General features: G+C 58.7%; 26 protein-coding genes and 1 other RNA gene. 15 read left to right on the top strand and 12 right to left on the bottom strand.

Features of this window, described 5'->3' with window-relative positions; genetic code table 11:
• Positions 1 to 41 precede the first annotated feature (41 nt).
• Positions 42 to 524, bottom strand: a complete 483-nt coding sequence (locus DD236_RS10815) for a hypothetical protein (protein WP_133246095.1) — start codon at positions 522 to 524, stop codon at positions 42 to 44.
• 141 nt (positions 525 to 665) lie between these two features.
• On the opposite strand from DD236_RS10815, the gene DD236_RS10810 reads away from it, so the two are divergent.
• The 5 genes from DD236_RS10810 (at position 666) to DD236_RS10790 (ending at position 5741) form a co-directional block, all read left to right on the top strand.
• A complete protein-coding gene (locus tag DD236_RS10810; RefSeq protein ID WP_109094415.1) occupies positions 666 to 1367 on the top strand; it encodes a DUF4191 domain-containing protein in 702 nt (233 codons plus the stop codon).
• Between the two features lie 154 nt (positions 1368 to 1521).
• A complete protein-coding gene (gene glnA / locus DD236_RS10805; RefSeq protein ID WP_109094414.1) occupies positions 1522 to 2946 on the top strand; it encodes a type I glutamate--ammonia ligase in 1425 nt (474 codons plus the stop codon).
• 158 nt (positions 2947 to 3104) lie between these two features.
• Complete coding sequence (locus DD236_RS10800; protein ID WP_109094413.1) at positions 3105 to 4010, top strand: ABC transporter substrate-binding protein; 906 nt, start codon at positions 3105 to 3107, stop codon at positions 4008 to 4010.
• A gap of 1 nt (position 4011) precedes the next feature.
• Positions 4012 to 4977, top strand: coding sequence for an amino acid ABC transporter permease (locus DD236_RS10795; RefSeq protein WP_109094412.1), 966 nt, complete (start codon positions 4012 to 4014; stop codon positions 4975 to 4977).
• A 2-nt stretch (positions 4978 to 4979) separates the two neighbouring features.
• The gene (locus DD236_RS10790; RefSeq protein ID WP_109094411.1) at positions 4980 to 5741 is read left to right on the top strand and encodes an amino acid ABC transporter ATP-binding protein; all 762 of its coding nucleotides are present in this window, start codon (positions 4980 to 4982) and stop codon (positions 5739 to 5741) included.
• Here the strand turns inward: DD236_RS10790 and DD236_RS10785 are convergent.
• The 4 genes from DD236_RS10785 to DD236_RS10770 are packed head-to-tail and all read right to left on the bottom strand — an operon-like array spanning position 5713 to position 11915.
• A complete protein-coding gene (locus tag DD236_RS10785; protein ID WP_109094410.1) occupies positions 5713 to 6339 on the bottom strand; it encodes a histidine phosphatase family protein in 627 nt (208 codons plus the stop codon). The two genes, DD236_RS10790 and DD236_RS10785, sit on opposite strands and share 29 nt — an antisense overlap.
• Entirely contained in the window at positions 6339 to 9386 is a 3048-nt protein-coding gene (locus tag DD236_RS10780; protein ID WP_109094409.1) for a bifunctional [glutamine synthetase] adenylyltransferase/[glutamine synthetase]-adenylyl-L-tyrosine phosphorylase, read from the bottom strand. Before DD236_RS10780 ends, DD236_RS10785 begins: the two co-directional genes overlap by 1 nt.
• Before the next feature lie 9 nt (positions 9387 to 9395).
• Positions 9396 to 10733, bottom strand: coding sequence for a type I glutamate--ammonia ligase (glnA, locus tag DD236_RS10775; protein WP_109094408.1), 1338 nt, complete (start codon positions 10731 to 10733; stop codon positions 9396 to 9398).
• Between the two features lie 27 nt (positions 10734 to 10760).
• Positions 10761 to 11915 carry a DUF2207 family protein gene (locus DD236_RS10770; RefSeq protein WP_165819904.1) on the bottom strand — a complete coding sequence of 385 codons (1155 nt, stop codon included), beginning with the start codon at positions 11913 to 11915 and terminating at the stop codon, positions 10761 to 10763.
• 89 nt (positions 11916 to 12004) lie between these two features.
• On the opposite strand from DD236_RS10770, the gene panB reads away from it, so the two are divergent.
• Entirely contained in the window at positions 12005 to 12814 is an 810-nt protein-coding gene (gene panB, locus DD236_RS10765) for a 3-methyl-2-oxobutanoate hydroxymethyltransferase (RefSeq protein WP_109094406.1), read from the top strand.
• Here the strand turns inward: panB and DD236_RS10760 are convergent.
• Complete coding sequence (locus tag DD236_RS10760) at positions 12802 to 12999, bottom strand: hypothetical protein (RefSeq protein ID WP_109094514.1); 198 nt, start codon at positions 12997 to 12999, stop codon at positions 12802 to 12804. The two genes, panB and DD236_RS10760, sit on opposite strands and share 13 nt — an antisense overlap.
• A 66-nt stretch (positions 13000 to 13065) precedes the next feature.
• Here DD236_RS10760 and map point away from each other — a divergent pair, with 66 nt between their 5' ends.
• Both map and ppgK read left to right on the top strand, forming a co-directional pair.
• Positions 13066 to 13974: a type I methionyl aminopeptidase gene (gene map / locus DD236_RS10755; protein WP_109094405.1), complete on the top strand. Its 909-nt coding sequence runs from the start codon at positions 13066 to 13068 to the stop codon at positions 13972 to 13974.
• Positions 13975 to 13983: 9 nt separating this feature from the next.
• Entirely contained in the window at positions 13984 to 14847 is an 864-nt protein-coding gene (gene ppgK, locus DD236_RS10750) for a polyphosphate--glucose phosphotransferase (RefSeq protein WP_109094404.1), read from the top strand.
• On the opposite strand, the gene rnpB is transcribed toward ppgK, so the two are convergent.
• An RNA gene (gene rnpB, locus DD236_RS10745) (RNase P RNA component class A) lies at positions 14841 to 15198 on the bottom strand. The genes ppgK and rnpB overlap by 7 nt on opposite strands.
• A gap of 50 nt (positions 15199 to 15248) precedes the next feature.
• Between rnpB and DD236_RS10740 the strand changes: the two genes are divergently transcribed.
• Positions 15249 to 15950, top strand: coding sequence for a YaaA family protein (locus DD236_RS10740; protein ID WP_165819903.1), 702 nt, complete (start codon positions 15249 to 15251; stop codon positions 15948 to 15950).
• Here DD236_RS10740 and DD236_RS10735 read toward each other — a convergent pair.
• Positions 15947 to 16225 carry a metal-sensitive transcriptional regulator gene (locus tag DD236_RS10735; RefSeq protein WP_109094402.1) on the bottom strand — a complete coding sequence of 93 codons (279 nt, stop codon included), beginning with the start codon at positions 16223 to 16225 and terminating at the stop codon, positions 15947 to 15949. The two genes, DD236_RS10740 and DD236_RS10735, sit on opposite strands and share 4 nt — an antisense overlap.
• Before the next feature lie 263 nt (positions 16226 to 16488).
• Between DD236_RS10735 and DD236_RS10730 the strand changes: the two genes are divergently transcribed.
• Positions 16489 to 18153, top strand: a complete 1665-nt coding sequence (locus tag DD236_RS10730) for an FAD-dependent oxidoreductase (RefSeq protein ID WP_109094401.1) — start codon at positions 16489 to 16491, stop codon at positions 18151 to 18153.
• Here the strand turns inward: DD236_RS10730 and DD236_RS10725 are convergent.
• Both DD236_RS10725 and DD236_RS10720 read right to left on the bottom strand, forming a co-directional pair.
• Positions 18142 to 18876, bottom strand: a complete 735-nt coding sequence (locus DD236_RS10725) for a zinc ribbon domain-containing protein (RefSeq protein ID WP_109094400.1) — start codon at positions 18874 to 18876, stop codon at positions 18142 to 18144. The genes DD236_RS10730 and DD236_RS10725 overlap by 12 nt on opposite strands.
• A gap of 45 nt (positions 18877 to 18921) precedes the next feature.
• On the bottom strand, positions 18922 to 19704 hold the full coding sequence (locus DD236_RS10720; RefSeq protein WP_109094399.1) for a Nif3-like dinuclear metal center hexameric protein: 783 nt from the start codon (positions 19702 to 19704) through the stop codon (positions 18922 to 18924).
• A 56-nt stretch (positions 19705 to 19760) separates the two neighbouring features.
• On the opposite strand from DD236_RS10720, the gene DD236_RS10715 reads away from it, so the two are divergent.
• Positions 19761 to 21383, top strand: a complete 1623-nt coding sequence (locus DD236_RS10715; RefSeq protein ID WP_109094398.1) for an alpha/beta hydrolase — start codon at positions 19761 to 19763, stop codon at positions 21381 to 21383.
• On the opposite strand, the gene DD236_RS10710 is transcribed toward DD236_RS10715, so the two are convergent.
• Positions 21380 to 22381 (bottom strand): YdcF family protein, encoded by a 1002-nt coding sequence (locus tag DD236_RS10710; protein ID WP_109094397.1) that lies wholly within the window; start codon positions 22379 to 22381, stop codon positions 21380 to 21382. The genes DD236_RS10715 and DD236_RS10710 overlap by 4 nt on opposite strands.
• Positions 22382 to 22413: 32 nt before the next feature.
• Positions 22414 to 22974, bottom strand: coding sequence for a DUF4352 domain-containing protein (locus DD236_RS10705; RefSeq protein ID WP_109094396.1), 561 nt, complete (start codon positions 22972 to 22974; stop codon positions 22414 to 22416).
• 148 nt (positions 22975 to 23122) lie between these two features.
• Between DD236_RS10705 and DD236_RS10700 the strand changes: the two genes are divergently transcribed.
• From DD236_RS10700 to DD236_RS10685, 4 genes are all read left to right on the top strand, one after another.
• Complete coding sequence (locus DD236_RS10700; RefSeq protein ID WP_109094395.1) at positions 23123 to 24280, top strand: sensor histidine kinase; 1158 nt, start codon at positions 23123 to 23125, stop codon at positions 24278 to 24280.
• Positions 24281 to 24284: 4 nt separating this feature from the next.
• Positions 24285 to 24974, top strand: coding sequence for a response regulator transcription factor (locus DD236_RS10695; protein ID WP_109094394.1), 690 nt, complete (start codon positions 24285 to 24287; stop codon positions 24972 to 24974).
• Between the two features lie 22 nt (positions 24975 to 24996).
• The gene (locus tag DD236_RS10690) at positions 24997 to 25884 is read left to right on the top strand and encodes a fructose bisphosphate aldolase (protein WP_109094393.1); all 888 of its coding nucleotides are present in this window, start codon (positions 24997 to 24999) and stop codon (positions 25882 to 25884) included.
• An 83-nt stretch (positions 25885 to 25967) separates the two neighbouring features.
• The gene (locus DD236_RS10685; RefSeq protein WP_165819902.1) at positions 25968 to 26477 is read left to right on the top strand and encodes a PTS sugar transporter subunit IIA; all 510 of its coding nucleotides are present in this window, start codon (positions 25968 to 25970) and stop codon (positions 26475 to 26477) included.
• Positions 26478 to 26483: the final 6 nt, after the last annotated feature.

The raw sequence follows: 26483 nt of genomic DNA, 5'->3' as shown, positions 1-26483 counted from the left end.
TTAAGGCCGGGGTGCGTTCTGCACCCCGGCCTTCGTCGTCGTTATTCACACTCCCCCAACGAATCCAGCTTCCACGCCGGCCCAACAAGGTTCCAAACGGCGCACCGCGATGGCAACTCCCCAACGGGCTCCTCCCCAACAACACTTAGACTCTCCTGAGTAGTCCACACCTGAATCTGCGCAAGCTTCCCAGTTTCCAAGCAGTCAAGCAGGTGCACGGCGTCAACGCGAGTATGCAGCTCGGTGATCTCGGAATCGGCAAGGGAGGCCAACAGGTCTTCATCTTGAGCACGAACGGCGCTGCCCTCAACGGTCAGAGTGAAAAGCGCTTCGTCCTCCCGCATAATTAGGGCTTGATCCCGCGCTGCAACCAATTCCGTGACCACTTTCTCAAAGTCTTGGGAACAATCATTTGACTCCCGAGCCGAAGATGGCGAATGTTGGCCAGTTTCGTTGGGGATGCCCAGGGTAAAAGTCAGCGCTAGGGCCAGCCCGAATGCGCATCCGCCAGCTACAAATCTCATGGTGATCACCTCCCTCTAAGACCACCACACCGGGTGTTTTCCTGCAGAAGTTATCCACAGGCCCCGCGTCTTTGGGCGGAGCGGTGCCTATCAACTAGACTCAGTGCAGTTAATACTCTGAAAGGTTGGACGAGGGCTGTCATGGCGAAAGAGAAAAAGGCACCGGGCGAGAAGAAGAAGCACTGGTGGAATTACCTTGGGGATGCCTATCGCATCACCAAACGCACGTACTCTTGGCTGCCTTGGGCACTGATCGGCGCATTTGTCCTTGGCCTCGCGATTGGCCTAATTCCCGCGATCGTCACCGGGAAGTGGATCCAGTGGATCCTTCTCGGGGTTGCCTTCGCCCTCATGTTCCCGATGTTCCTGCTCCTGCGCTTGGTCCGCAAGGCCAGCTATTCCCAGCTGCGCGGTATGGCGGGGGCTTCCACCGCTGTACTTGATAATTTGGGGCGCGGGTGGAACGTCAAATCAGAACCCGTCCGCGTGAATGCGCGCACTCAGGAAATGGTGTTCCGAGCCCTCGGACGCCCCGGAGTAGTACTGGTAAGCGAAGGCACCAAGAGCAGAGCCGGACGGCTGCTAAACGATGAGCGCAAGGCGATCAAGCGAATCGCGCCATCGGCCCCCATCCACGAGATCATGGTGGGAGAAGAGGAAGGTCAAGTGGATCTGGCGAAGCTTGAGAAGCAGATCAAGAAGCTGAAGAAACAGATCACCTCTCAGGAAGTCGCGGCACTCTCCTACCGCCTCGAGGCCCTGAATAAGAACGCACTGCCGATTCCGAAGGGAATCGATCCATACAACGCTCGGCCGAACCGCCGCGCGATGCGGGGGAAGTAAGCAAAATGGGAGCCTATGGGCTCCCATTTTTGTTGCCTACACCTCATAGCATGTAACACGCCTGAAACAAATAAGTGACGCCGGGGTAATTCCCATGAATTACGCTAGCCAAGGACCGCGGGGAAGAATCCACGCGAACAACGAAGGAGCGAAAATGTTCTCGAGCGCTGAAGAGGCGATTGCCTACACAAAGGAAGAGGGCGTCAAGTTCATCGACGTTCGCTTCTGCGATCTCCCAGGCATTATGCAGCACTTCACGATTCCAGTGATTGCTTTCAAAGACGATGTGTTCACCGACGGATTGATGTTCGACGGCTCTTCGATTCGAGGCTTCACAGCAATCCACGAATCAGATATGAAGCTCGTACCGGATATCACTACGGCCTTTATTGATCCGTTCCGCAAGGATAAGACCCTCGTAGTGAACTTCTCGATCGTTGATCCTTTCACAGAGGAGACGTTCTCACGCGATCCCCGCAACATCGCGGCAAAGGCGGAGGACTACCTGCGCTCAACGGGCATCGCCGATACCGTGTTCTTCGGGGCAGAGGCCGAATTCTACATCTTTGATGACGTCCGATTCGGTGAAGATGTTCGCCAATCCTTCTATCACCTCGATTCTGAAGAGGGCTGGTGGAACACCGGTCAGGAAAGTGAAGGCGGCAACCTCGGCTACAAGACCCGCGTCAAGGGCGGCTACTTCCCCGTTTCCCCGAACGATCACTACACCGAGCTGCGCAACGAAATGTGCAACTACCTCGAAGAGGTTGGACTTGTTGTGGAGCGTGCCCATCACGAGGTAGGCACGGGTGGCCAGCAGGAAATCAACTACACGTTCGATACGCTGCAGGCCGCGGCTGACGACATGATGAAGTTCAAGTACGTCATCAAGAACACCGCGTGGGAGGCCGGAAAGACCGTCACCTTCATGCCCAAGCCATTGTTTGGAGATAACGGCTCCGGTATGCACTGCCACCAGTCCCTGTGGAAGGACGGCGCGCCGCTGTTCGCTGACGAGAAGGGCTATGGCGGCCTGTCCGATCTGGCCCGCTGGTACATTGGCGGCCTGCTCAAGCACGCCCCGTCGCTCTTGGCGTTCACTAACCCGTCAATCAACTCCTTCCATCGTCTGGTCCCCGGCTTTGAGGCGCCCGTGAACCTCGTCTACTCGGCGCGCAACCGCTCCGCGTGTATCCGAATCCCAACTTCTGGATCCTCCCCCAAGGCCAAGCGCATCGAGTTCCGCGTTCCCGATCCCTCGGCAAACCCGTACCTCGCGTTCTCCGCGATGCTCATGGCGGGGTTGGACGGCATCAAGAACCGTATCGAGCCGGCCGATCCGATCGATAAGGATCTCTATGAACTTCCCCCCGAGGAACACGCACAGATCGATCAGCTGCCCGAATCCTTCGAGGATGCTCTAGAGGCGCTCCGCGAGGATCACGATTACCTCACCGAAGGTGACGTGTTCACCGAGGATCTCATCGATACGTGGATTGATTACAAGTTAGAGAAGGAAATCGCGCCGCTGCGTCAGCGTCCTCATCCCTATGAGTTCGCGCTGTACTACGACATTTAAGTAGAGGTGCTTGGGCGGGGGGTCGAACCGGTTTGGTTCGTGCCCCCGCTCTACTTTTGCCGTTTCTGCCGTCGCATAATTCACATATACGGAGTTATGCATAGTTATACATACCGCGTATAGTTCGTGTAGGAGATTCGTTCTAAAAAGGAGGCCTCATGCGCCGCACGCTCACCCTTCCAGCCGTAGCCGCTGCCCTTGCTCTCTCACTAGCCGCATGCGGAGGAGATTCAGATTCGTCCGAGGCATCGGGGGAATCCACCCAGGCCGGTACACAGGGCTTTGACGTATCGTCTGTTGAGGAAAACGCTGAGGTTTCCGATCTGGTACCCGATGCGGTGGCCGAAACCGGCACGCTGACCGTTGGAAGCAACATCTATTACGCTCCCGCGGAGTTCTACGCCGAAGATGGCAAGACCCCGATCGGTTACGACGTGGATATGATGAAGGCGCTGGCGGCAACGATGGGGCTTGACCTCGACCTTCAAAACGCAGAGTTTGCGGCTATTCTTCCTGGTATCCCGGCGAAGTACGATATTGGCATCGCGAATATCTCTATCAACAAAGAACGCCAAGAGAACTTCAACATGATCGAATACTTCACCGTGGGTTCCTCCTGGGCTGTCCAGACCGGTAACCCCGAGGAGTTCGATCCCGCTGACTTCTGCGGTAAGTCCGTTGGCGTCCAGACCGGAACGGTGCAGGACGAGGAGTTGGCCGAGGCAGCTGAGGAGTGCTCTGAGAAACCTGACATTCAGCGCTACAGCGAGCATTCGGCCGCCGTGACCGCGCTTGTTGGCGGCAAGGTTGTTGCCATGTACTCCGATTCATCCGTGACGGATTATGCGATTTCGCAGACTTCGGGCCAGTTGGAGCAGGTTGGCGAAGTTACCGGCCAGACTCCGATGGGAATCGTTGTTTCTAAGGACGACGACGAAATGACCACCGCCGTTCAGGCCGCCCTCCAGTCGCTGATGGACGATGGAACTCTCGCCGATATCTTTGCCGAATGGGGAGTCACCGATGGTGTTTCCACCGAGGCAGTTATTAACCCCGTGAAGTAGTATGTCTGATCAACAAATCCCGGATACACCGGAACTCATTTCTGCGGCCCCAGTGCGACACTGGGGCCGGTGGGTTTCCGCTGCGATCGTTGTAGTAATCGCGGCCATGATGATCAATGGCCTTGTCACCAACAAGAACTTCCACTGGGACATCGTGTTTGACACGCTGTTCAAACCGCAGATTTTCCACGCGATCGGCTGGACACTGATTCTGACCGTGGTCTCCATGATCATCGGCATTGTCTTGGCCGTAACCCTCGCCATCATGCGCCGCTCCGAGAACCCGATCCTTCGGTGGGTCTCTATGGTGTACATCTGGTTCTTCCGCGGAACGCCTATCTACACCCAGCTCATCTTCTGGGGACTTATTGGGGTTCTCTATCCTCGGATGTCCCTCGGAATTCCGTTCGGGCCCGAGTTCTTCTCCTTCCGCACATATGACGTAATCACCGCCGGCGTAGCTGCCATGGTGGGCTTGGGCCTCAACGAGGCCGCTTACCTCTCGGAGATCGTGCGCAGTGGACTAAACTCCGTTGACGTTGGCCAGGAAGAGGCCGCTCGCGCACTCGGGATGAATCACCGGCAGATCCTGCGAAGGATTGTGATTCCTCAGGCGATGCGCGTGATCGTCCCTCCCACTGGCAACGAGGCGATCTCCATGCTGAAGACAACTTCACTTGTCACAGCAGTTCCCTTTACTCTTGAACTCACGCGAGTAACTAACGATTTAGGGACCCATAGCCTCCTGCAGATTCCCTATCTTCTCGTGGCGGCCATCTGGTATCTGGTGATCACCTCAATCCTCATGGTGGGACAGGCCCGGCTTGAAAGGTATTACGGGAAGGGCACGGAATCCACCCGCAGGCTGAGCCGGCGTGCAGGTAACCGGCAGCGTTCGGCCCGTCAACAGGCAATAAACGCCGCTCAAACAACGCCACTTACCAACTCGTCAGAATGGACGCCGTAACCATGGCAATGGTTGAAATTGAGAACGTTCACAAGTTCTTCGGAGATCTTCATGTGCTCAAGGGCACGAGTCTCAGTGTCGAGCCGGGTGAGGTGTGCGCGATCCTCGGCCCGTCTGGTTCTGGTAAATCCACGCTGCTGCGCTGCGTCAACGTGCTGGAAGAAATCCAAGCCGGTTCGATCACTGTGGATGGCCAGCTCATGGGATTCCGCAAGGATGAATCTGGCAAGCTCCACGAGCTCACCACGAAGCAGCTCGCGGCCCAACGAACGAATATCGGGATGGTGTTCCAGCGGTTCAATCTGTTCCCGCACATGACAGCCTTAGAAAACGTCATGGAGGCACCCGTTCAGGTCAAAGAACTCTCCAAGGAGGATGCTTCCTCCAAGGCGAAGGAACTGCTGGAGCGCGTGGGCCTATCGGATCGGTCCGATCACTACCCCGCCCAGCTCTCCGGTGGCCAGCAGCAGCGTGTGGCTATTGCACGTGCTCTCGCGATGGAGCCGGACGTCATGCTGTTTGACGAGCCCACCTCGGCGCTTGACCCCGAGTTGGTGGGCGAGGTTCTATCCGTCATGAAGGATCTTGCTGAATCTGGGATCACCATGATGGTTGTCACCCACGAGATGGGTTTCGCGCGCGAGGTGGCCGATCACGTGGTGTTCATGGATGACGGCTTCATCGTTGAGCAGGGCAAACCTGCGGATGTCTTCGATCATCCCACGTCCGAGCGGACTAAGGATTTTCTGGCGAAGGTGCTATAGGGGTCTCGCCCATCCACGTTAGGACGCGGTAGCCGGTGCGGAGCGTACCTTCAAGTTCAACGATTCCCGTATTTACCGGGTGGTGCCCAATCACAAAATCTTTGGAGATCCCGATACCGCGCAGTGCGCTCCACGTTGAGATCATGCTTCCGTGAGATACAAAAGCAACGGAATCGGCTCCGCTTTCCTCGGCTTCGCTCACCACGGCGTCAAAACGCTCAAGTACCTCATATCCCGTTTCGCCTCCACCCATCTTGGCGTGGAGATCTCCGTCAAACCATTCCACGATGGTGCCGAAATAAGCATCGAAGGCTTCCTGAGTTGTTCCTCCTTCGAGGCTGCCCGCTTGAACCTCGCGGATGCCCGATCGAACAAGGGGCTCCATCCCACGCATCTGAGCCAACGGCGCCGCCGTGAGGTGAGTGCGCGTCAGGGTGGAGACGTACAGCGAATCGATCGCCGTGCCCGCTAATCTGTCCGGCAGCGTCAGCGCCTGATCATGTCCTAGCTCCGTCAGCAGTGCTCCGGGTTCGGCGGTGTCTAGTACTCGCGCCACATTGTTCGGGGTTTGTCCATGGCGGATGAGACGCAGCTTCATTATCGCTCCTTCACTTCGCGTGCCTGTGCATAAAAGACGTCCTCTACAACGGCACGCGCACGGCGGGCCGCCCGTAGATATTCTTCTTCCACATCTAGGCGCTGGGAGGATTCGAATCCCAACAGTGCCGCTACAACGCCCAGATCGGTCAGATCGTGGGGAAGGACGTCAATCTTGGTCCCCTGCGAGCGCCCGGTGCCAATAAAGTTCATGTCTCTGAGCAGCGAGGCCATGTTCCATGCCTCCGAAAGGTGCTCAGCTTGCTCTGAGGTGAGAATTCCTGCCTTCTCGCAAGCTGCGAGCACCTCGAGGGTGGAGGTGACGCGAAGGCTCTCGTATGTGCCGGCCTTCTCCAACTGCAGCAGTTGTGCCGTCCACTCAACGTCGGAAAGTCCCCCGCGCCCGAGCTTTAGGTGGCGCTGCACCGAAATGCCACGTGGAATCCGCTCGGTTTCCACCCGTGCTTTGATCCGCTGAATTTCGCGAATCTTTGCGGGCTCGAGCCCCCTTTGCGGATACCGGTACGGATCAATGAGAGAGATGAACTCGCTTCCCAGCTCCGCGTCCCCAGCAATCGGACGGGCACGTAGGAGAGCCTGATACTCCCACGGATCGGCCCAGCGCTCGTAGTATTCGGCATAGGCGGCCAGGGAACGGGTGAGGCGGCCGTTGCGTCCTTCGGGCCGCAGATCGTAGTCCACCGGGATTTGAGGCTCCCCGCTCAGGCTCCCCATAAGGCGTGATAGACGAGTTGCAACATCCACGGCCACCCGCTGGGCTTCTTCTTCATCGGCACCTGCGAGTGGATCGTGCACGAAGATGACGTCCGCATCGGAAGCGTATCCCATCTCCGCTCCTCCGAGCCTGCCCATAGCGATCACGCTGTAGCGCGAGACCGGCCCAGAGATATGGGCAGCCTCACACGCCGCACGCACCGCGCCAGTCAAGCCGGCCGAGATGGCAATCTCAGCGGCCCGAGAAACCGCCGCGCGGGAGGCCACAGCGTCTACAACTCCAAGGACTTGTCCCATCGCTGTACGCAGAAGCTCGCGGCGGCGCATGTACCGCCCTGCATTCGCAATGTCCTCGGCAGAGGTGCGCCTTGCGATTGTGGAGGCCAACTCCGCGTCCAACTCGGCCCGGGTGCGAGGTTGCAGATCTTTCTTATCCACTAACCAGCCAACGGATTCGGGTAGATCGGGAACATTCTGTGCGAGGTAGCGTGATGACGAGAGAAGGAGGCAAAGGCGTTCGGCGGCAGCTCCCCCGTCACGGAGTGTTCGCAAGTACCACGACGTCCGTCCCATCTTTTCTGATAGAACACGGAAGGCAAGCAGACCCCTATCGGGCTCAGGCCCGGCCGCGAACCAGCCCAACATCACGGGAAGAAGCTGGCGCTGAATGGAAGCGGTGCGGGACACCCCGGACGTGAGGGCACTGATGTGGTTGATGGCGCCACCCGGGTCCAGATACCCCATGGAGGCTAGGCGCGCCTTCGCTGCATCCTGATCCAGCGAGATGTCATCTGGCGAAAGCTTTGCCGCCTCTGGTAGGAGCGGGCGATAGTAGATGGCCTGGTGGAGGCGGCGGACCTCGCTGCGAGTTTCTTGCCAGACCCGGTCGATTTCGGGGCCGGTTGTGATTCCCTCGCAATGCATCGCGCGGGCAACTCGCCGCAGTTCGGCCTCCCCACTCGGGACGAGGTGCGATCGCCTCAGCCGCTGCAGCTGAATCCGGTGCTCGAGGGTGCGTAGGAGCCGATAGTCGTGATCCAGAAGATCAGCATCCTTGCGGGCGATGTAGCCGCCGTCGCGCAGCGCTGCAATCGAATCCAGAGTGGAGCGGGTCCGGAGAGTATCGTCCGAGCGTCCGTGAACTAGCTGAAGGAGCTGGACGGTGAACTCAATGTCTCGTAGTCCGCCCTTGCCCAGCTTAAGCTGGCGGCCTTCCTCACGGTGCGGCACATGGGCCTCCACCCTCCGGCGCATAGCCCGAGAATCCTCCACGAAGTGTTCGCGCGAAGCTGCTTCCCACACCTCTGGCCACAGCGTGTCAATGTAGCGCTGGCCGAGGGCCATATCCCCCGCGGCAGGGCGCGCTTTGAGCAGGGCTTGGAACTCCCAACCCTTAGCCCACCGCTTGTAATAGGCAACATGAGATTCCAGGGTACGAACTAGCGGGCCATCTTTTCCTTCCGGCCGCAGATTGGCGTCCAGCATCCACAAGGCCTGCTCGCCAGCCGGGGCGGACACAGCTTGCCCCAGTTTGGCAGCCAGCTTCGCGGCCAAACTCATTGCCTGACTCTCATCCACAGAATCGTCGGTTGGGCTGGCCACGTAAACCACATCAACGTCCGAAACATAGTTCAGTTCCCGGGCACCCGTCTTACCCATGGCGATCACGGTGAGTGCCACATGCTCGCTACCTTCAACCTCGCTTCGCGCGTACGCTAGGCCAGCCTCTAGGGCGCCGCCCACGATATCGGTGATGCGAGCCGAGACCTCTGGCATCGCCTCTAAGGGGTCTGGGCATGTCAGATCCGCAGCCGCCACACGAGCGATGCGGGTGAAATAGTGAGCCCGGAGAGCGTTGATGGCGTCCGGTTCCGTTGAAACCGGATACGCATCCGAGGGGTTGGCTCCCACAGCCGTGAGCGCGCTAGCCCGTTCGTCCGCCTGATCACCTCGCGGTATGCCGCAGGCTCCGCGCGGCCCCGGGGCAAATACATCTTTGAGCCGATCCGGGTGGGAGATGAGGAAATCGCCCAGCATCGTGGACATTCCGAGCAGGCCAAACAGCTCACGGCGGGATCGCGAATCACCTAGGAGCGAGGCCAACGCCTTGGAATGCTCAGCTTCCTGACACGCCTCCGCAAGCCGAATTAGCGCGAGGAGGCACTGGTCTGGATCGGCCACCTCGTGAAAATCTGCGAGGAAGCTACCAATTTCCATTCCCGCCAGAGCGGGGTCATCGAGGAGGCTGGCGCAGCGCGCTGGCTCCACAAAACCCGCCTTGCGTAGCTGGCTCGTATAGCTCTGTTCACGCACAGAATCTCCCTAGAATGTGGCTAGGAAGCGGCGGCGCTCCTCGGTGGTTATCTGTGTGGAGTATTCGCGCCATTCGTGCTTCTTTTCCCGAAGGAAGTAGGCGAAGCAATCCTCTCCCAAGCCTTCCGCCATGAGCTCGGATTCCCGCATAACCCGCAACGCCTGGCTGAGCGATTCAGGCAACGATTCTATGCCGAGGATCTGGCGTTCCATGGTGCTCATCAAGCTGACGTCCGTATCGGCCTGCTCAGGGAGTTCATAATCCCCCGCGATTCCCGCGAGCCCCGCGCGAATCATTGCAGCGAAGGCGAGGTAGGGGTTCGCCGAGGAATCGATCGCACGGTACTCCAGACGTGCTGATTGCGACTTTTCGGGTTTGTAGTACGGGACGCGAATTAGAGCAGATCGGTTGTTAGGTCCCCAACACACGTACGACGGAGCCTCGTCCCCTCCCCACAGACGCTTATATGAGTTGACGTGCTGATTCGTGACTGCGGTGATTTCCCGAGCGTGGCGAAGCAGGCCCGCCATAAACTGCCGCCCTGTCTTTGAGAGCCCGTAGGGTCCCGTGGGATCAGCAAACGCGTTTCGCTCGCCCTCAAACAGCGAAATATGTGTGTGCATACCCGAGCCTGGGACGTTTCCGAGCGGCTTCGGCATGAACGATGCTTGGACACCCTGGCGCACAGCGATCTCTTCAATCACTGCCTTGAACGTCATGAGGTTGTCCGCCATCGAAAGCGCGTCCGAGTAGTGCAGATCGATTTCGTTCTGGCCCGGGCCCGCCTCGTGATGGGAGAACTCCACGGAGATGCCCATCTCTTCAAGATTCAAAATGGCGTCCCGCCGGAAATCATGGGCCGTTGAGCGCGTAACGTGATCGAAGTAGGAGGCAGAATCGATCGGAACCGGGATCTTCTCAGGATCAGATTCCTGTTGGAAGAGATAGAACTCAACCTCCGGGTGAACGTAACAGGTAAAGCCCATATCGGCCGCGCTCTCGAGTGCTCGCTTGAGGATATTCCGCGGATCCGTTCGCGCTGGCTCATCGTCGCGCGTGGTGATGTCACAAAACATTCGTGCCACCGGATAGTCCGTTCCGCGCCACGGTAGGAGCTGGAAGGTTGCTGCGTCTGGACGGGCGAGCATATCCGCCTCGTAAACACGAGTGAGTCCTTGGATCGAGGAACCGTCAAAGCCGATTCCTTCCTCGAATGCCTTCTCCAATTCGGCCGGCGCGATCGCCACAGATTTGAGTTTGCCAACTACATCTGTGAACCAGAGCCGGACGAATCGCACACCCTTCTCTTCGATGGTGCGTAGTACATATTCTTGTTGACGATCCACGGCACTCCTTATGCTCTGTATTACATACTACTCAACACGGATGTCCTGCCAGCTCACGTACACGGACGGCGATTTCGTATCGTCGCTTTCAGGATCTGCATGAAGCCGGTTCAGCAAGAGGGATAAGAACTCTCCCACCTGATTCCAGCTGGTGAGTGGTTCGGACGTCCGAATCAGAGACGGGACGGATTCGGCCACGTCTACCTGCTGGACAACACTGAGCCGTTCTAGGCTCTGAACCCATCCGTCGATGCAATCGAGCGCCACCGCCCACGCGCCGTAACCGGCAATCTCGCCGATCGAAGCGTCCAGCGGCGTCTCAATCAGATACCGCCGGAATCCTCGGGCTTGGTCTCGTGCCACAGAACCGTCGGTGGTACGCACTGAGGCACCCAGAATGGTTGCTGCCCCAATAACCATGAGGAGCACGGACACAATCACCCAGAACGGTCTGAGCGAGCCTGCCAACATCAGGATTATTGTCAGAATTGTTGCCGCGAATCCTCCCAAAAGTTCGAGGATTCCCGCGGAGGCTAAGCTCTCGCGCCCGGAGCGTAGCCAGTGGTAGTCCGAACTCACCCGTTTCGTCACCGTACCAACAAGCTTTTCACCTACTGATCTGCGGGTACCTGAGAGCCTTGCAACTGGCACGCCAACAGGCGGGAACCCAAGATCTTCAAGAGTGGCACGAAACCTGCGCTCATCGAACGGATGAGACTTCGCATATGGCGGATTCTCCGCCCGCCCAGGAACCGATATGAGATCAAGGAAGGTTCGCTCCTCGGTATTACATGTCTCATCGGGTCCGCGCAGAAACACGATGATGATCGAGGGAGTGGCCTTGGGCAAATAGCGATATTCCACAAGTTCGATAAAACCGCGGCTAGCGAGATCCAACAGGGCCGAAATCGCTATCTCATCTCGAGGTGCCTCACGCATGATCAAAGCGCCATCTTGTGGCCTCATGTTCGGTGGGAGTACGCGCACCGGCGGATCGCCGCCACTGACGTGCCGGGTGGGATGCGATTCTCCGGGACTGGGAAACTCTCCGCGAGGAAGATCCGCATATTCGGATTCTGGGCGCACGGCCAGCAACAGCACCGCGAGCGCCAAGACAATGAGGGTGATCCCCACCCAGAACTCTGCGGAGGTTACGGCAAAGTAGGAAATTATCTCGCGCATGGGCCGCCTCCTCCTGTGTTGATCGGATGCTTTGTTCAGCATAGCGGCATCGCTGCCTTAAGATAGTGACAAGTTTGCGAAGGAGAACAATGTCCGGTTCCAACAGACCCCAGCGAGTACGCCTGCATCACCTCACTCAGATGAAGGAGCGGTCCGAGCCAATCACTATGCTCACCTGCTACGACGCAGTGACGGCACAGATCTTCGATAACGCAGCTATTGACATGCTATTGGTCGGGGATTCCTTCGGGAACACGCTCTTGGGCTATGGCTCCACTATCAAGGTCACCCTTGACGAGATGCTCATGGCCACCGGTGCCGTGAGCCGTGGCGCCCACCGCGCCTTCGTAGTGGCAGACCTTCCGTTCGGCGCATATGAGGAATCCCCTACACAAGCAGTCTCCTCCGCGGTCCAGCTCATCAAGGCGGGAGCTCAGGCCGTCAAGCTGGAAGGCGGCGTGCGCCAAGCGGCCACGGTCAAGGCGATTACTGACGCAGGCATCCCGGTGATCGGCCATATCGGATTCACCCCGCAGTCTGAGCATCGACTGGGCGGGCCCCGCGTTCAGGGACGTGGAGAGGAGGCAGCCGCTGCCGTGATCGACGATGCAGTTGCCGTCCAAGAGGCCGGAGCATCCGGCGTTGTCCTAGAGATGGTCCCGGCCCGGGTTGCTGGCAAGATCACCAAGATTCTGGAGATCCCCACCATTGGTATTGGTGCTGGCGATCACTGCGATGGCCAAGTACTGGTATGGACGGATATGGCGGGAATGACCGGCTGGTCGCCGTCGTTCTCAAAGCAATTCGGGGCCGTAGGTGCGGCGCTACGCGACGCGGCAACAAGCTATAGCGAAGCGGTCAAGTCTAGGGCGTTCCCAGACGAATCTCATTCGTTCTGATCGTCCCACGCCTCTTCCCATTTCTTTTCTGCTTCATCGGCCCGCGCGTTCCGTTCGCGCGCAATCTCGTAGGCCTTGCGCGCCTCATCGGCGCTGGCATAGGGCCCCATACGGTCCTGCCAGCCTGACTGTTTGCCGCGCTCAACGCGCCCGGTCCGAGTGTTGAAGTAGTACTGTTCGCCCATGGCAACACAGTACATTCCGCCTCATTCTCCCGTCCGCATTTCGCCCGGCTGTGCCAGCATCCTACAATGGCAGCTATGTTGGCTGATCGCGCCCCAAGAGGCACCCTAGTTCCTGGAAAACTCACCCCAAAGCGGGCGGTCCCCAAATCGATTGATCGCCCAGAGTATCTCTTCCACGACGGACCCGAGGTGGTGACGGCCTCCGACATTAAGGACGCCGAAACGATCGAAAAGATCCGCGCGGCCGGACGGATCGCCGCGGATGCCATGTATGCGGCCGGAGCTGCAGTTAAGCCGGGCATCACCACGGACGAACTGGACCGAATCGCTCACGAGTACATGTGCGATCACGGCGCCTACCCATCCTGCTTGGACTACATGGGCTTTCCCAAGTCCATCTGTACCTCAATCAACGAGGTCATCTGCCACGGCATCCCCGATTCGACCGTGCTGCGCGAGGGAGATTTCATCAATCTTGACGTGACCGCCTACAAAGACGGCGTGCACGGCGATACCAACGCGATGTTCATGGTGGGCGAGGTGGACGAGGAGTCCCGGCTGCTTGCCGAGCGGACGAAGAATGCCATGATGCGTGGTATCAAGGCAGTCAAGCCGGGCCGGCAAATCAACGTGATTGGGCGCGTCATCGAATCCTACGCCAAGCGCTTTGAGTACGGCGTGGTTGAGGACTTCACCGGGCACGGCGTGGGTGAGGCCTTCCATTCGGGCCTCATCGTTCCGCATTACGATGCAGCGCCCAGCTACGCCACGATCATTGAACCGGGGATGGTGTTCACCATCGAACCAATGCTCACTCTGGGCGATATCGCGTGGGACCAGTGGGATGACGATTGGACAGTGGTCACCAAGGATCGCTCGCGTACGGCACAATGGGAGCACACACTGGTTGTAACCAAGGATGGCGCAGAAATTCTGACGCTGCCCAGCAACGAGAATTTGGCCCCACACCTGTAAAGGACCACCATGGCAGAGCAGCTTGGATTTGGTATCGATATTGGCGGCTCCGGCATCAAAGGTGCTTACGTCAACCTCCTATCTGGCGAGTTCGCCACGGACCGCTACCGGATCCCAACTCCTCAACCTGCCACGCCAGAGGCCGTAGCCGCAGCCGTGAAGAAGCTGGTGGACCGCTTCGATGTGCCAGCCAGCGTTCCCATCGGCATTGATTTTCCCGCTCCGATACTCCACGGGGTGGCCCCGATGATCGCCAACCTCGATCCCGAGTGGAAGGATCGTGACGTGCTGTCCCTCTTCTCCGGATACCTAGACCGTCCGGTGTTCGTTGTGAACGACGCCGACGCGGCCGGTTTCGCCGAGGTCCATTACGGGGCGGCCTCCGGATACGACGGATTAGTTATTGTGCTCACCCTTGGTACTGGCATCGGCTCTGTCCTTGTCATGGACGGCGTGTTGGTTCCCAACACGGAGCTTGGCCACCTAGAGCTTGACGGACGCGATGCAGAAACCCACGCATCCTCCGGCGTATTCGAGCGTGAGAACCTGGGCTGGCGGCGCTGGGCTTCACGCCTTCAACGTTACTTCTCCCACCTAGAGATGCTGTTTTCCCCGGACGTCTTTATCGTGGGCGGCGGCATCTCAAAGAAGGCTGATAAGTTCTTGCCGCTGATCGAAACGCGTGCCCCTATCGTGCCCGCCGAGCTGCAGAACACGGCCGGGATTGTGGGATCCGCGCTCTTGGCTGCCGTAGATGCTGGCACGTTTACTCTGGATCGCGAGACGAAGAAGGCAATCAAGAAGGCCCGGAAGCAAATCCGCTCGGATAAGAAGAACCTGAAGAAGGCAAAGAAGTCCAAAAAGAGCGAATGAGCTGGCCGATACGCCGGGTTCTGTGCCGCTTTCGCGGCGGCGGCCATCCATCTACGCCATACGTTGCCGCATGGCTCTAGCAGTCCACCCACGCACTAAACGGGACGCCTACGTGCGCTGTGCGACCTTGCTCCCGGTGGGGCTTGCCGTGCCGCCTCAGTCACCTGAGACGCGGTGGTCTCTTACACCGCCGTTTCACCCTTACTCCGAACACTGCCCGAAGCGGTCTGTTTTCTGTGGCGCTTTCCCGCGAGTCACCTCGGGTGGGCGTTACCCACCACCGTTCCCTGTGGAGCCCGGACGTTCCTCGGGGCGCGCTTTCACGCACCACGCGGCCGCCTAGCCAGCTCATTCGCCCTGCAATGGTAGCACCCTTACCCCACCCGATTAGAATGGACGCCGTGCATATTCTCCTTCCACCCTCCGAGGGCAAATCAGCGCCGGTCTCGGGGCCCACTCTAGACCTCGTCTCACTGTCCTACCCGGAGCTCACCGGCCCACGCGAAGCGATCGCCCGCGAACTCAGCGCCGTAAGCGCTAGACCTGACAGCCTAGCCATCTTGAAGGCAGGGGAACGCACACTCCCCGAGGTCGAGGCCCAACGCCACCTTGGCGATCTCCCCTGCGCCCCCGCATACCAGGTGTATACCGGGGTTCTGTACGAGGCGGCCCGGCTGGGGAGCGATGATGCCGTCACGATCTTTTCTGGACTGTTTGGAGCCACCGCCGGAACGGATATGATCCCCTCCTACAGATGCTCGATGAACGTGTCACTCCCAAAGGCTGGTCCGCTCAAAACCTTCTGGCGCGGGCAGCTCAAGGACCATCCTGTCCTCGAAGCGGCTTCATCCGGCGCCACCGTGGATATGCGCTCGGGCGCCTACCAGATCTGGAACCCTCCGGGCGTTTGGTGGGACGTTCGAGTTCGTGACCACACGGGAAAGGTGATCACTCATATGGCCAAGCACTATCGCGGTCTATTGACCCGAGCTCTGCTTGACGCTAAGAGCGACGAGGTGGCGGACGTTGCCCGCACACTCGGCGATGTTTCAGTAGAGGTGAAGGGAAACCGCCACCATCTCACGCTGGTCCCCGCCGTCTAGGCGAGTGAGAGGAAGATCTTCTCCAGCTCTTTCTGGCTCTCCGCGGAATCGTCTTCGCTCAAGACGCACTCACGCATCGCGGTGGCGATCACAAGATACCCGGCCCGATCCACCGCCTTGGAAATCGCGGCGATCTGCTGAACCACGTCGCGGCAGTTGCCACCCTCGTCGATCAGTCGGATCACGCCGGTCAGCTGCCCGTTTGCGCGCTTCAGCCTATTGACAATCTTGCGCGTTGCCTCGGGATCATGCTGAATCCCAATTGCTTCTTCCATCTTTACTCCCTCTGCTCCCCACCCGATTGATACTCCCCGCAGTATATCTGATAGTATACCCCCGGTAGTATTTAACAGTCGCTAAAGGAGCGTCGTATGTGCCGCGCAGTAACGTGCAAGACCTGTGGAAAGACAACTTGGGCCGGGTGCGGCCAACACATTGATCAGGTGAAGAAATCCGTTCCAGCCTCACAGTGGTGCCCGGGCGATCACCCAAAGCAGCAAAACCTGTTCGGACGTATTTTCCAGAAGGCAAAGTAGACATGCGAATTGTGATCGTTGGCGGCGTGGCCGCTGGCATGAGTGCCGCCGCGCGGGCCCGTAGGCTCTCCGAGGACGCCCAAATCATCGTCCTTGAACGAGGCGAACACGTTTCATTCGCCAACTGCGGCCTTCCCTACTATGTGGGCGGAGAAATCGAAGATCAGTCCAGCCTCTTGGTACAGACCCCAACATCGCTGAAGGCTTCTCTCAATCTTGACGTGCGCACACGACACAATGTCACCGCGATTGATCCGGCGAGAAAAACAGTGAGGGTCGAAACGAACGGACGGTCCGAGGAGATCGCGTATGACTCCCTCATTCTGGCTCCTGGAGCTGTGGCCTCCCGCCCTCCGATCACAGGATTGGATGATTCCACGCGCGTTCGCACGCTTCGTAGGGTCGACGACGCCGTTGCCCTCCGCGAAGCGGTGGGCAACGGAAGCCAGCGCGCCGTGGTACTCGGTGCAGGATTCATTGGCCTCGAGGCGGCCGAGGCGCTGGCTCTACAGGGGTTGAGCACAAGCATCGTAGAATTCGCCAGCCACGTGCTACCGCCTCTGGAGCAGGAGATGGCCTCTCTTGTTACAGCTGAGCTGGAACGCCTCGGCATTTCGGTACACGCTGGCGTTTCAGCCCAAGAGATTACGCCCGGCCAATCGTCCGACACGGTGCTTCTCTCGGACGGCACGCAGTTGGACGCGGACATCATTGTTCTCTCAACGGGAGTGCGCCCGGACACCGCCGCCTTCGAGGCCTCCGGGGTAACGTGTGAGCGCGGCGCGATGATCGTGGATGAGCACGGCCGCACCAACCTACCTGACGTTTATGCCGCGGGAGACGCCACCATCTCCATTGACGCGGTGACGGGCGCGCGGCGCCCGGTCGCACTCGCCGGACCCGCAAATAGAGCCGGACGCCAAATAGCCGATGCCATCTTGCGCCCAGGATCTGCCCACCCCATCCCCACCCCGCTAGGAACGGCGATTGTCAGAGTTGGCGGTCTCACAGCTGCAATGACGGGCGCCAACCGTGCCTCCCTAGCTCAGGCAGGAATCAAATTCCACACATTGCATCTGCACCCCGGCCAGCACGCCGGATACTTCCCTGGTACGGAGCAGATACACCTCATAGTCCACCTCCGCAAGAGCGACGGACTCCTACTCGGCGCTCAGGCAGTGGGCAAGGACGGGGTGGACAAGCGGATCGACGTGTTGGCTACGGCAATCCGTGCCGGGATGAAGGTCGAGGACCTTATCGATCTTGATTTGGCCTACGCTCCCCCTTACGGCAGCGCCAAGGACCCGATCAACATGGTGGGCATGGCCGGATCCAACGTCATGGATGGCGTTCTCAAGCTCTGGTACGCCGAAGAATGGGAGCAATGGAAAGATCGCGCACTGATCCTCGATGTGCGGTCAGTGGGCGAATACTCCTCCGGGCACCTACCGGGGACACTCAACATTCCCCACACGGAACTGCGTACCCGCCTCGATGAAGTCACGGAGGCAGCCGCCAGCCGCCCGGTGCGAGTGCTGTGTCAGTCCGGCGTTCGCTCCCACATCGCCAATAGGGTTCTCGCCGCGGCGGGGTTCGATACCGCATCGCTTTCGGGCGGTATGCTCACGGCTCGGGCCGTGCTTGGAGAACAGGCGCTAGTTGTCTAGGCGAACGATGATCGCGTCGTAATCCTCGGAGAGGTAGATCTGGTCCGGATCGAGGCCGCGAATCTGGGCTACCTCCACGGGCGAAAGGTGGATGCCGCCATCGGTTGCGCCGTTGGCGTGCATCGCCAGCACCGCATAGCCGCCCGATTCGCGGGAATGCTGATAGATCCTTTTCAGATCCTCGTGAAGAGGATCAAAGATCGTGGCCCGTTGGGCTCGCAGATCCTCTTGCTGCCCCTGAATCTCGCCTACAGCGTCTTCGAGTTCGCTGCGATCCTTGAGTAGCTCGTCGTGAAGCTCGCGAGCCTGCGCGTCGATCTTCTCCACCCGATCGTTGCACTGCTCAAGGTTATCTAGGGTTTCGAATTCCTTGTCTGAGGCATCGGCAAGCAGGGCTCTCAGTCCCGCGATTTCGTCTTGTAATGCAACGAGATCGCGGGATGTGAGGCCTTCACCAGAGTTCAGTTTGGCTTCCTTATCGGAAATCTGGGCCTGAAATCCTTGGCAGACTGCCTCGGCTTCTTCCAGCGCCTTCTCTGCAGCTCCTACGGCCGCCACCGCGCTGTCCTTCTCACGCCCGCGCGCGGCGATCGCATTCATCAGCGCCGCCAGCTTTTCGCGTAGGGGATGCTTCACATTGTCTCGCTCAAGCCGGGCGATCTGTGAATCAAACTCCGCGACTTCTAGAAGTTTGAGCTGGTCTGCTGCTGGTGCTGTTGCCATGTTCGAAGCCTACCGAATCTGTGACCTGATGCACGAATCGAGTTCTTACAGCCGCGCGAACCACGCGTCTGTGGGAATGTCGGAGATATAGATGTCCACGGAGTCCCCTAGCTCGCCCACGAGCCTCTCGGCCATGATGCTCAACAGTGGCCACTCCGTTGCCCAGTGAGTCGCGCTCACAAGGGCACAGCCTCCATTCCACAGGTGATCGGTTGCCGGATGATGCCGCAGGTCCGCTGTCAGGTATACATCCGCGCCCGCCATATTCGCCGCATCGAGCAGCGAATCCCCCGATCCGGAACAGATCGCGACCCGCTTGATCACGCGCTCGGGATCCCCTCCCACGAGAACCCCCGCGGGAACCTCGGGAAGAACATCGGCAACGGCCTGCCCGAAGTCAGCCAAACTGACCGGCACGATTGCCCCTACTCCCCCGATTCCCGTCTCCTCATCCAAGGCCCGTTCCAAGTGCACGCCCAGCAGGTCCGCGAGCGCCACGGTTGAGGCGGCCACATCGGCGTTCGTATGTGCCGAATAGAGTGCCACGTCAGACTTGATGAGCCGACTGGTCCACGATCCTTTCGCGGTTGTTGCCGCCACGCTGTGGGTTCCGCGCAGGTACAGCGGATGATGCGTGATCAGCATGTCCGCTCCACGGGATATTGCTTCGTTCACGGTGGCCTCGCAGGGATCCACGGCGAATCCAACCGTGCGCACGGGAGCACCCGGAACCCCCACGGACAGGCCCACGTGATCCCACGATTCGGCGGTTTCGGGCGGGAACAGGCGCTCCATGGCGGCCATGACATCACTGACGCAAACACTCATGTTTCCACCCTAACTAAATCCCCTGTATTCTCCACCGGGACAGTACGATTTATGCCGTGTCTAGATTTCCGGTACTGAAGCCCTACGTCCTCCCCTTCTTCCCGGGGCTGATCGCGCTTCTTTTCGTGTGGTTCTCCCTCACGCCGTCTCTGCTACCCCGTCCTGCCCTGTTCCAAGGGGTTGTCACCGCACTGGCGGCACTTCTGGGTTACGCGCTTGGAGCTTTGCTCACCTGGGTGTTCGCCGGCATTACGTTCAGCACCCGCTTCAAGAGGATTCTTCTTGGCATCTGCGCGGCCGTGAGCCTCGTCATGATCGTGCTCTCCTACCTCTGGCAGCAAGATCTGCGCGATCTTATCGGCATTGGCCGCACGAATATTGGGTTCATCCCCATCTGGATCTTAGTCGCCGCGCTGTTATTCGGCCTTGTTCTAATTCTCTCGCGTGCGGTCAAGCGCCTTATGCTCTCCTTTGGGCACTTCCTCAACCGCTACCTTCCCAAAAGAGCGAGCGCGCTGATCGGCGCCTTCCTATCCGTCTGGCTCGTTGTAGGTTTCACAAACGGGTTCATCGTGGATAACGTGGCCCGATATACCAACCAGATATTCTCAACTCTTAACGAGGAAACCTATCTGGATAAGGAGGCTCCCACACTCCCTGAGCTATCGGGAAACCCGGATTCCCACTCCTCCTGGGAGTCCCTCGGTGAGTTCGGCCGGAAGTTCGTTCTAAACGCCCCCACCACGGAACAAATCGCGGACTTCACCGGGGAAGAGAGCGTGCAGCCGATCCGCGCATACGTTGGCCTAGGCGATCTTTCACCCGAGGAGCAAGCCCAGCTTGCCGTCGATGAACTAGACAACATGGGAGGATTCGATCGCTCCGTACTCAACGTCGCTATGTCCACGGGGCGCGGCTGGCTCAACGAGAATCAGGTTCAAGCACTTGAGTATATGTGGGCAGGCGACACCGCCACCGTCACGATCCAGTACTCATATCTTCCCAGCTGGGTGTCCTATCTAGCAGCCGGGCATCAGGCACCCGAGGCCGCAACGGCACTTTTCGAGGCCGTCTATGCCCACTGGAATACCCTCCCGGAAGACGAACGGCCACGCCTCGTGGTATCCGGCGAAAGCCTCGGATCATTTGGCTCCGAGAGCGTGTTCAACTCTGCACAGGATTTGGCGAACCGCACCGACGGCGGGCTCTACGTGGGCCCGGCGGGCATGAACCCAAATTGGCAGACTTTCGTGGAAAACCGTGACGAAGATTCGCCCGCCTTCCTTCCCACCTATAATCAGGGATCGGATATCCGATTCTCGGCCGATGGCTCGGCTTGGCCCGGCAATAAAACATGGCAGCCGCCCCGCATCGGGTACCTGCAACATGATAATGATCCCGTCACGTGGTTCGATGCCTCACTCACGCTCAGCAAGCCCGATTGGCTGAGGGCCAGCCAGCGCGGCCCCCACATCCCAGACCAGATGATCTGGATCCCCGGAGTCACGATGATTCAGGTGGGCATCGATCAGCTCTACGCGCTCGATACCCCGGGTCAGGGCCACAATTTTGCGCAGGAACCCGCGGTTGCGTGGGCAAGTATTCTTCCACCTTATGGGTGGACCGCCGAAGACACGGAGCGTCTCACAACCCTACTGGGACAGGAGATCACAGACTAGAGGATCACGAGCACTGAAACTACCATCGCCGTCCACGCACTGAGCATGACCATGTTCGGGCCGGCAAACTGCACCATCATGGCGGCGAACTCGCGTAGAAACGCGCTCGGTACGTAGTAGGCGGCCGTCTTCGATCCCACCACCTGAGCATCCATCTTCAGTTGACGGGTGAGCATTGCGGCCCGGAAGACGTGATAGCTGTTGGTTGCCACGATCACGTGCGTATCTGGCGCTGGTAACAGAGCTCGCGAGTTGATGAGGTTTTCTTGCGTAGTCCGAGCTTGATCCTCTAGGAGAATTCGCGACTCGTCGATCCCGTGATTGTGTAGATAGCGGGCCATGCCCTCGGCTTCGCTGATCTGTTCGTCGGTTCCCTTGCCGCCACTCGGAATGATTGTGGCTGGCGGTTCTTGCTGGTTCGCCACGGCCATCGCCATATCCAGACGCGCGGCCAGGAGAGGTGGAACCTTATCCCCCTTGAGTCCCGATCCCAGCACAATCACATATTTGCCCCGCAGCGTCATTGGGATCCTCCGGTAGGCGAAGGAAGCAAGTAAGACAACTAGAAAACAGAAGCCAAAATACACCGCGATTCCGAAGATTCCGGTTAAAACCATACCTCCGGCTTTGTTGTCGAGTTTATTAACGGCGACGACGGAAGCAATCGGCAATCCTGCCAACACAATACCGAGAAACAGTGACAAGAGATTACCCAAGCTACGCCGCTCACGGAGGATCATCATCACACCGTTGGCTAAAAGGAACACCGTGAGGATCGGATATCCGATTATTGGTCCGATGACCATGATGAGCAGAACGATGGCGAGGGGTCCAGAGACCCCTCGCCCGTCGTCGTTATAAAGAAGCAAACCAATCAGGCCGATGCCCAAGCCGAACAGGACAAACACAACGTTGCGCAAACGGCGCCGGTCAACAATAAAGCCGAGAATACCTCCAATAATCAGGAGGGCGGCCACAACCAGAAGAATCTTCCCCACATCTGAAGCTTACAAGATGTAGAAGGCAGCACTTAGTTGAGTTTTATGACCGCATCCGTATCGAAGAGGCCACCGCTAAAGGTCAGGCTGTCCACCTCGGTGCCCGCTGGAACGTCAAAGTAGAGCGTGCCGCTCAGCGTATTTCCAGGGTTGATCTCCTCGAAAGCAAAAGCATCATCCGCGTACATGATGGCGCCCGTATCGCTCGAATACGTGGTTTCACCGGACACCAGTTTGATGTCTCCGTCCGAAACATAGGCCGATTCACTCCCCGTATTGGTCAGGGACAAGCTCACGGGAATGTATTCGCCTTGAGCCTCCTCCTGGAAATACTCATCACCGATCGTTTCGGTTCGCTCCCCTAGGCCACTCACAACAATCTCAAAATCGCCGGAGGTAACAACATCGCTGATCCCGGCCACAATTTCCTGCTGGGCCGTGGAGCTTTCGGAACTCGCCGTTTGATCGGCTGTTTGATCCGCCGAATCGCCACCTCCCATTGAGGCAGCCACACCACCGATGATGGCGATGGCCAGAACGATGAACCACCAGCGCTTGTAGAGTGGCTTCTTTTTCTCCGTAGGTGTACTCACGATTGATCCTTCGAAATAGGTGAAGTAGGGTCTCTTCCACACTAGGCAGCGCCGTTCACCCGAAGTGCTGGGGAAAGGGCCGAATCTGTACCCGATCAGGCACTATCTGGACCGCAAAGATGTGGGAGTGCCTCTCTAGAATTGGGGCATGTCCGTTTCACTGCGCCGCTGGGTTGGCATCGTGCTCATGATGCTGTTCGGTGGGATTGTCACAACCCTCTATGCGAACACCTGGCCCGCCAACATGTCAGACTCCGATGTCTTATCCGATCAGGGAGCCATCCGGATGTTCATTGGGTACGCCGCATTGTTCCTCATCCCGCTCTACCGCAGCCAGCCGCAGGCTCTTTTGATTGTGGGAGGTATCAACACTGCCTTGGTTCTAGGTGATCCTTACGTGCTAGCGATTGGACTCACCGTGTGGATGGTTCGGGCCCGCGAGCGGCGTGAGTGGGTCGTGGCCTACGCCTGTATCGTGGCAATCCTTGCCAACGCAGTGGTTCATTGGCTTGCGCTTGCACGCTGGGACGCAGCGGATGCAGAATTCGGCACGGTTATCCTCATGGCGATTGTCACTGGCGCACTCGCCGTCCCGGCCATAGTTGCAACCATGGTTCGGAGCCGCCGGCACGTCAGCCATGCCACCGCCGCAGTCAAGGAAAGCCAAATGGAGCTCGATACCGAACTTGCGCGCCAGCGGGAGCGGGAGAACCTCGCGCGAGAAGTCCACGATACGTTGGCAACCCGGCTCTCTTCGATCGCTCTGCAAGCCGCCACCATCAATACGCCAGAGGCTGTCACTCTCCAGTCCAACGCATCGAAGGCAATGACAGATTTGCGCGGCATCCTCACTTCGATCCGATACGGGTCCACCGAAGAAGCCAGCAGCGCGGTGGGCTCATACGGCAATCAGCGCGACCTCGTGGACGTTATCGAGGATGCGCAGGCCTCCGGTCTGACCGTGAGCCCCTGCCTCATAGTTCTCAACTCCTACCAAGATGCGCCGAGTGAGCTCCAGCAGGCTCTACACCGCTTCACCCGGGAGGCACTGACTAACGCGCTGCGTCACTCCAATGACCAACGGATGGCGCTGTCCATTCAGGGCGGGCCGGGCGAAGGCGTCGCGTTCGCCGCCTCCAACACGTACAGCGACGATCAGGAATATGCAGATGGAGCTCATCAGGGACTCATTGGGCTTGATGAGCGCGCACGCCTTCTTGGCGGAACAATAAAAACCTCGCGGGAGAACGGGACATTCAAACTGTCTATTAGCGTGCCGTGGCCCGATGAGCCTGCCGTAGAATAATCGTGTGAGTACCACCCTGCGCGTGATTTTGGTTGATGATGACCAATTTGTTCTCAGCTACCTCGCGGACCTTATCGGGCGAGGCAGTTCCATCGATGAAGCGAGTGATTATCGGGTCCAGATCGTAGGCATTGCCGCTAGCGGGGCCGAAGCCGTCTCACTGGTCAGAGAAGTACGGCCAGATGTAGTTCTCATGGACTTGCAGATGCCCGGGGAGGTCTCGGGTGCAGACGCCATCCGTACCATAACTCACGGCATTGAGCCGCCCAAGGTGCTCGCCTTGACCGCATTCGGCGACGATCGCAATATCCGTCAGGCTCTTGCCGCTGGCGCCGATGGATACCTCATTAAGGCGCAGGCCGCTAACGTGCTTGTTTCGAGCATCATCAAGGCCCACGAAGGTGAGGCAGTCGCGTCCCCGGACGTGACCAAACACCTGATGAATCACCTAGTGCACGAGGATTCTGAAGTGCTGGAAGCTCGCGAACTCGTGCGCGAGCTTCACGAGGATGAACGGAAAGCGGCGGAGTTTCTCGCTCAGGGCAAGACGTATGACCAGATTGCCGCACAGATGTATAACTCCCCGAGCAACGTGAAGAAGCTGTTGTCGCGGGCTCGCCGCACGGTAGGCGCAGCCAATTCCGTGGAGCTAGCCGTCATCATTGATCGGGCGAAATTAAGAGGAGTAGAGTGAGTTCTGTCACCTAGGAGGAGACATGCTCAACACACAACTTGAACGTATGAGTGCAGGGCAAGGTTCTATCGCTGCGCTTGACCAGAGCGGCGGAAGCACACCTCGTGCCCTCAAACTCTATGGAATTGACGAAACCCGGTATACCAACGACGCCGAGATGTTCGATCTGGTTCACGCGATGCGTGAGCGAATCGTGACGAGCCCGGCGTTCAGCGGCGACCACATTCTTGGTGCCATTCTCTTTGAGAATACGATGGACCGCGAGTTTGCCGGGAAACCCGCAGCCGACTATCTGTGGGAAGAGAAGGGGATCCTGCCCATTCTCAAGGTGGATAAGGGCCTTGCAGATACCACGGACGGGGTGCGGCTCATGAAGCCCAATCCCGGGCTCGGTGATCTCTTGGAACGGGCCAATGAAGCCCACATCTTTGGAACCAAGATGCGCTCGTTCATTGCTGAGGCCAATCCCGAGGGAATAGCAGCGAACGTGGATCAGCAGTTCAAACTTGGCGCCCAAATCGCGAGCGCCGGGCTAGTTCCAATCTTGGAGCCTGAGGTGGATATTAATGCAGCGGACAAGGAAGCTGCCGAAGAAATCCTGATGAAGGAGATCTTCAAACACCTAACAACAGAGCACTTCGATTTGCCGATCATGTTCAAGCTAACCATCCCCAGCGTGGACGATCTGTACGCTCCGCTCATAGACAATCCTGCGGTCCTGCGCGTGGTGGCGCTCTCTGGCGGCTACAGCCGGGAGGAAGCCAACGCGAAGCTGTCCGCGAATCATGGGCTCATCGCCAGCTTCTCTCGCGCACTCACTGAGGGACTCACCGAGTCAATGAGCCCAGAGGAATTCGACGGGCTCTTGGGCGAATCGATCGAATCGATTGCGAAGGCATCGGCAAGCTAACAGGAGAATGTGCGCCGTCCGTCATGCGGAACCCTCCCGCTCGTGAAATACTCAACTTAGGAGTATTTCAATCAGGAGAGGTCATGGCACTCACAGATAAGAACAACGATCCGCAAGCCGGTGAGCCGGCGAACACCATCGAGGTGGCTTCGCCGCTCGCCGGTAAGGTCATTCCGCTTGCGGAAATTCCCGATGGAGATTTCTCAAGCGGTGGGTTGGGGGCCGGCGTGGGCATTGATCCCACCTCACGTACGGTTGTGGCTCCCGATGACGGAGAAGTGCTGCTTGCCTTCCCCACAGGGCACGGCGTGGGTCTCCGGCTTGACTCCGGAGTTGAGCTGCTCATCCACGTGGGGATCGATACGATTAACATGCAGGGCAAGGGCTTCACGATTGCTGTTGCTCAGGGCGAGCGCGTGAGCGCCGGGCAGACTCTCATCACCTTCGATACGCAGGCCATCGTTGGAGCCGGCTTCTCCCCCATTACGCCAATCACGATTACCAATCAGGCGCAGTTCGTGGGCGTCGAGCAGGCCGCTGCCGGTGAGGTGGCTCAGGGCGAAGGCCTTTTGCGGGTCACGCCCCGAGCCTAGGTGCTC

The organism is Ancrocorticia populi, assembly GCF_003123745.1.
Classification (GTDB): Bacteria; Actinomycetota; Actinomycetes; order Actinomycetales; family Actinomycetaceae; genus Ancrocorticia; species Ancrocorticia populi.
Note: the sequence above shows the minus strand (reverse complement) of the source record. Positions and strands in the feature narration are given on the sequence as shown.

What these genes read in the sequence shown, in the direction of transcription:
- DD236_RS10815 (WP_133246095.1), bottom strand. Translation starts at nt 524, where the DNA reads ATGAGATTTGTAGCTGGCGGATGCGCATTCGGGCTGGCCCTAGCGCTG.
- DD236_RS10810 (WP_109094415.1), top strand. Translation starts at nt 666, where the DNA reads ATGGCGAAAGAGAAAAAGGCACCGGGCGAGAAGAAGAAGCACTGGTGG.
- glnA (WP_109094414.1), top strand. Translation starts at nt 1,522, where the DNA reads ATGTTCTCGAGCGCTGAAGAGGCGATTGCCTACACAAAGGAAGAGGGC.
- DD236_RS10800 (WP_109094413.1), top strand. Translation starts at nt 3,105, where the DNA reads ATGCGCCGCACGCTCACCCTTCCAGCCGTAGCCGCTGCCCTTGCTCTC.
- DD236_RS10795 (WP_109094412.1), top strand. Translation starts at nt 4,012, where the DNA reads ATGTCTGATCAACAAATCCCGGATACACCGGAACTCATTTCTGCGGCC.
- DD236_RS10790 (WP_109094411.1), top strand. Translation starts at nt 4,980, where the DNA reads ATGGCAATGGTTGAAATTGAGAACGTTCACAAGTTCTTCGGAGATCTT.
- DD236_RS10785 (WP_109094410.1), bottom strand. Translation starts at nt 6,339, where the DNA reads ATGAAGCTGCGTCTCATCCGCCATGGACAAACCCCGAACAATGTGGCG.
- DD236_RS10770 (WP_165819904.1), bottom strand. Translation starts at nt 11,915, where the DNA reads ATGCGCGAGATAATTTCCTACTTTGCCGTAACCTCCGCAGAGTTCTGG.
- panB (WP_109094406.1), top strand. Translation starts at nt 12,005, where the DNA reads ATGTCCGGTTCCAACAGACCCCAGCGAGTACGCCTGCATCACCTCACT.
- DD236_RS10760 (WP_109094514.1), bottom strand. Translation starts at nt 12,999, where the DNA reads ATGGGCGAACAGTACTACTTCAACACTCGGACCGGGCGCGTTGAGCGC.
- map (WP_109094405.1), top strand. Translation starts at nt 13,066, where the DNA reads ATGGCAGCTATGTTGGCTGATCGCGCCCCAAGAGGCACCCTAGTTCCT.
- ppgK (WP_109094404.1), top strand. Translation starts at nt 13,984, where the DNA reads ATGGCAGAGCAGCTTGGATTTGGTATCGATATTGGCGGCTCCGGCATC.
- DD236_RS10735 (WP_109094402.1), bottom strand. Translation starts at nt 16,225, where the DNA reads ATGGAAGAAGCAATTGGGATTCAGCATGATCCCGAGGCAACGCGCAAG.
- DD236_RS10730 (WP_109094401.1), top strand. Translation starts at nt 16,489, where the DNA reads ATGCGAATTGTGATCGTTGGCGGCGTGGCCGCTGGCATGAGTGCCGCC.
- DD236_RS10725 (WP_109094400.1), bottom strand. Translation starts at nt 18,876, where the DNA reads ATGGCAACAGCACCAGCAGCAGACCAGCTCAAACTTCTAGAAGTCGCG.
- DD236_RS10720 (WP_109094399.1), bottom strand. Translation starts at nt 19,704, where the DNA reads ATGAGTGTTTGCGTCAGTGATGTCATGGCCGCCATGGAGCGCCTGTTC.
- DD236_RS10700 (WP_109094395.1), top strand. Translation starts at nt 23,123, where the DNA reads ATGTCCGTTTCACTGCGCCGCTGGGTTGGCATCGTGCTCATGATGCTG.
- DD236_RS10690 (WP_109094393.1), top strand. Translation starts at nt 24,997, where the DNA reads ATGCTCAACACACAACTTGAACGTATGAGTGCAGGGCAAGGTTCTATC.
- DD236_RS10685 (WP_165819902.1), top strand. Translation starts at nt 25,968, where the DNA reads ATGGCACTCACAGATAAGAACAACGATCCGCAAGCCGGTGAGCCGGCG.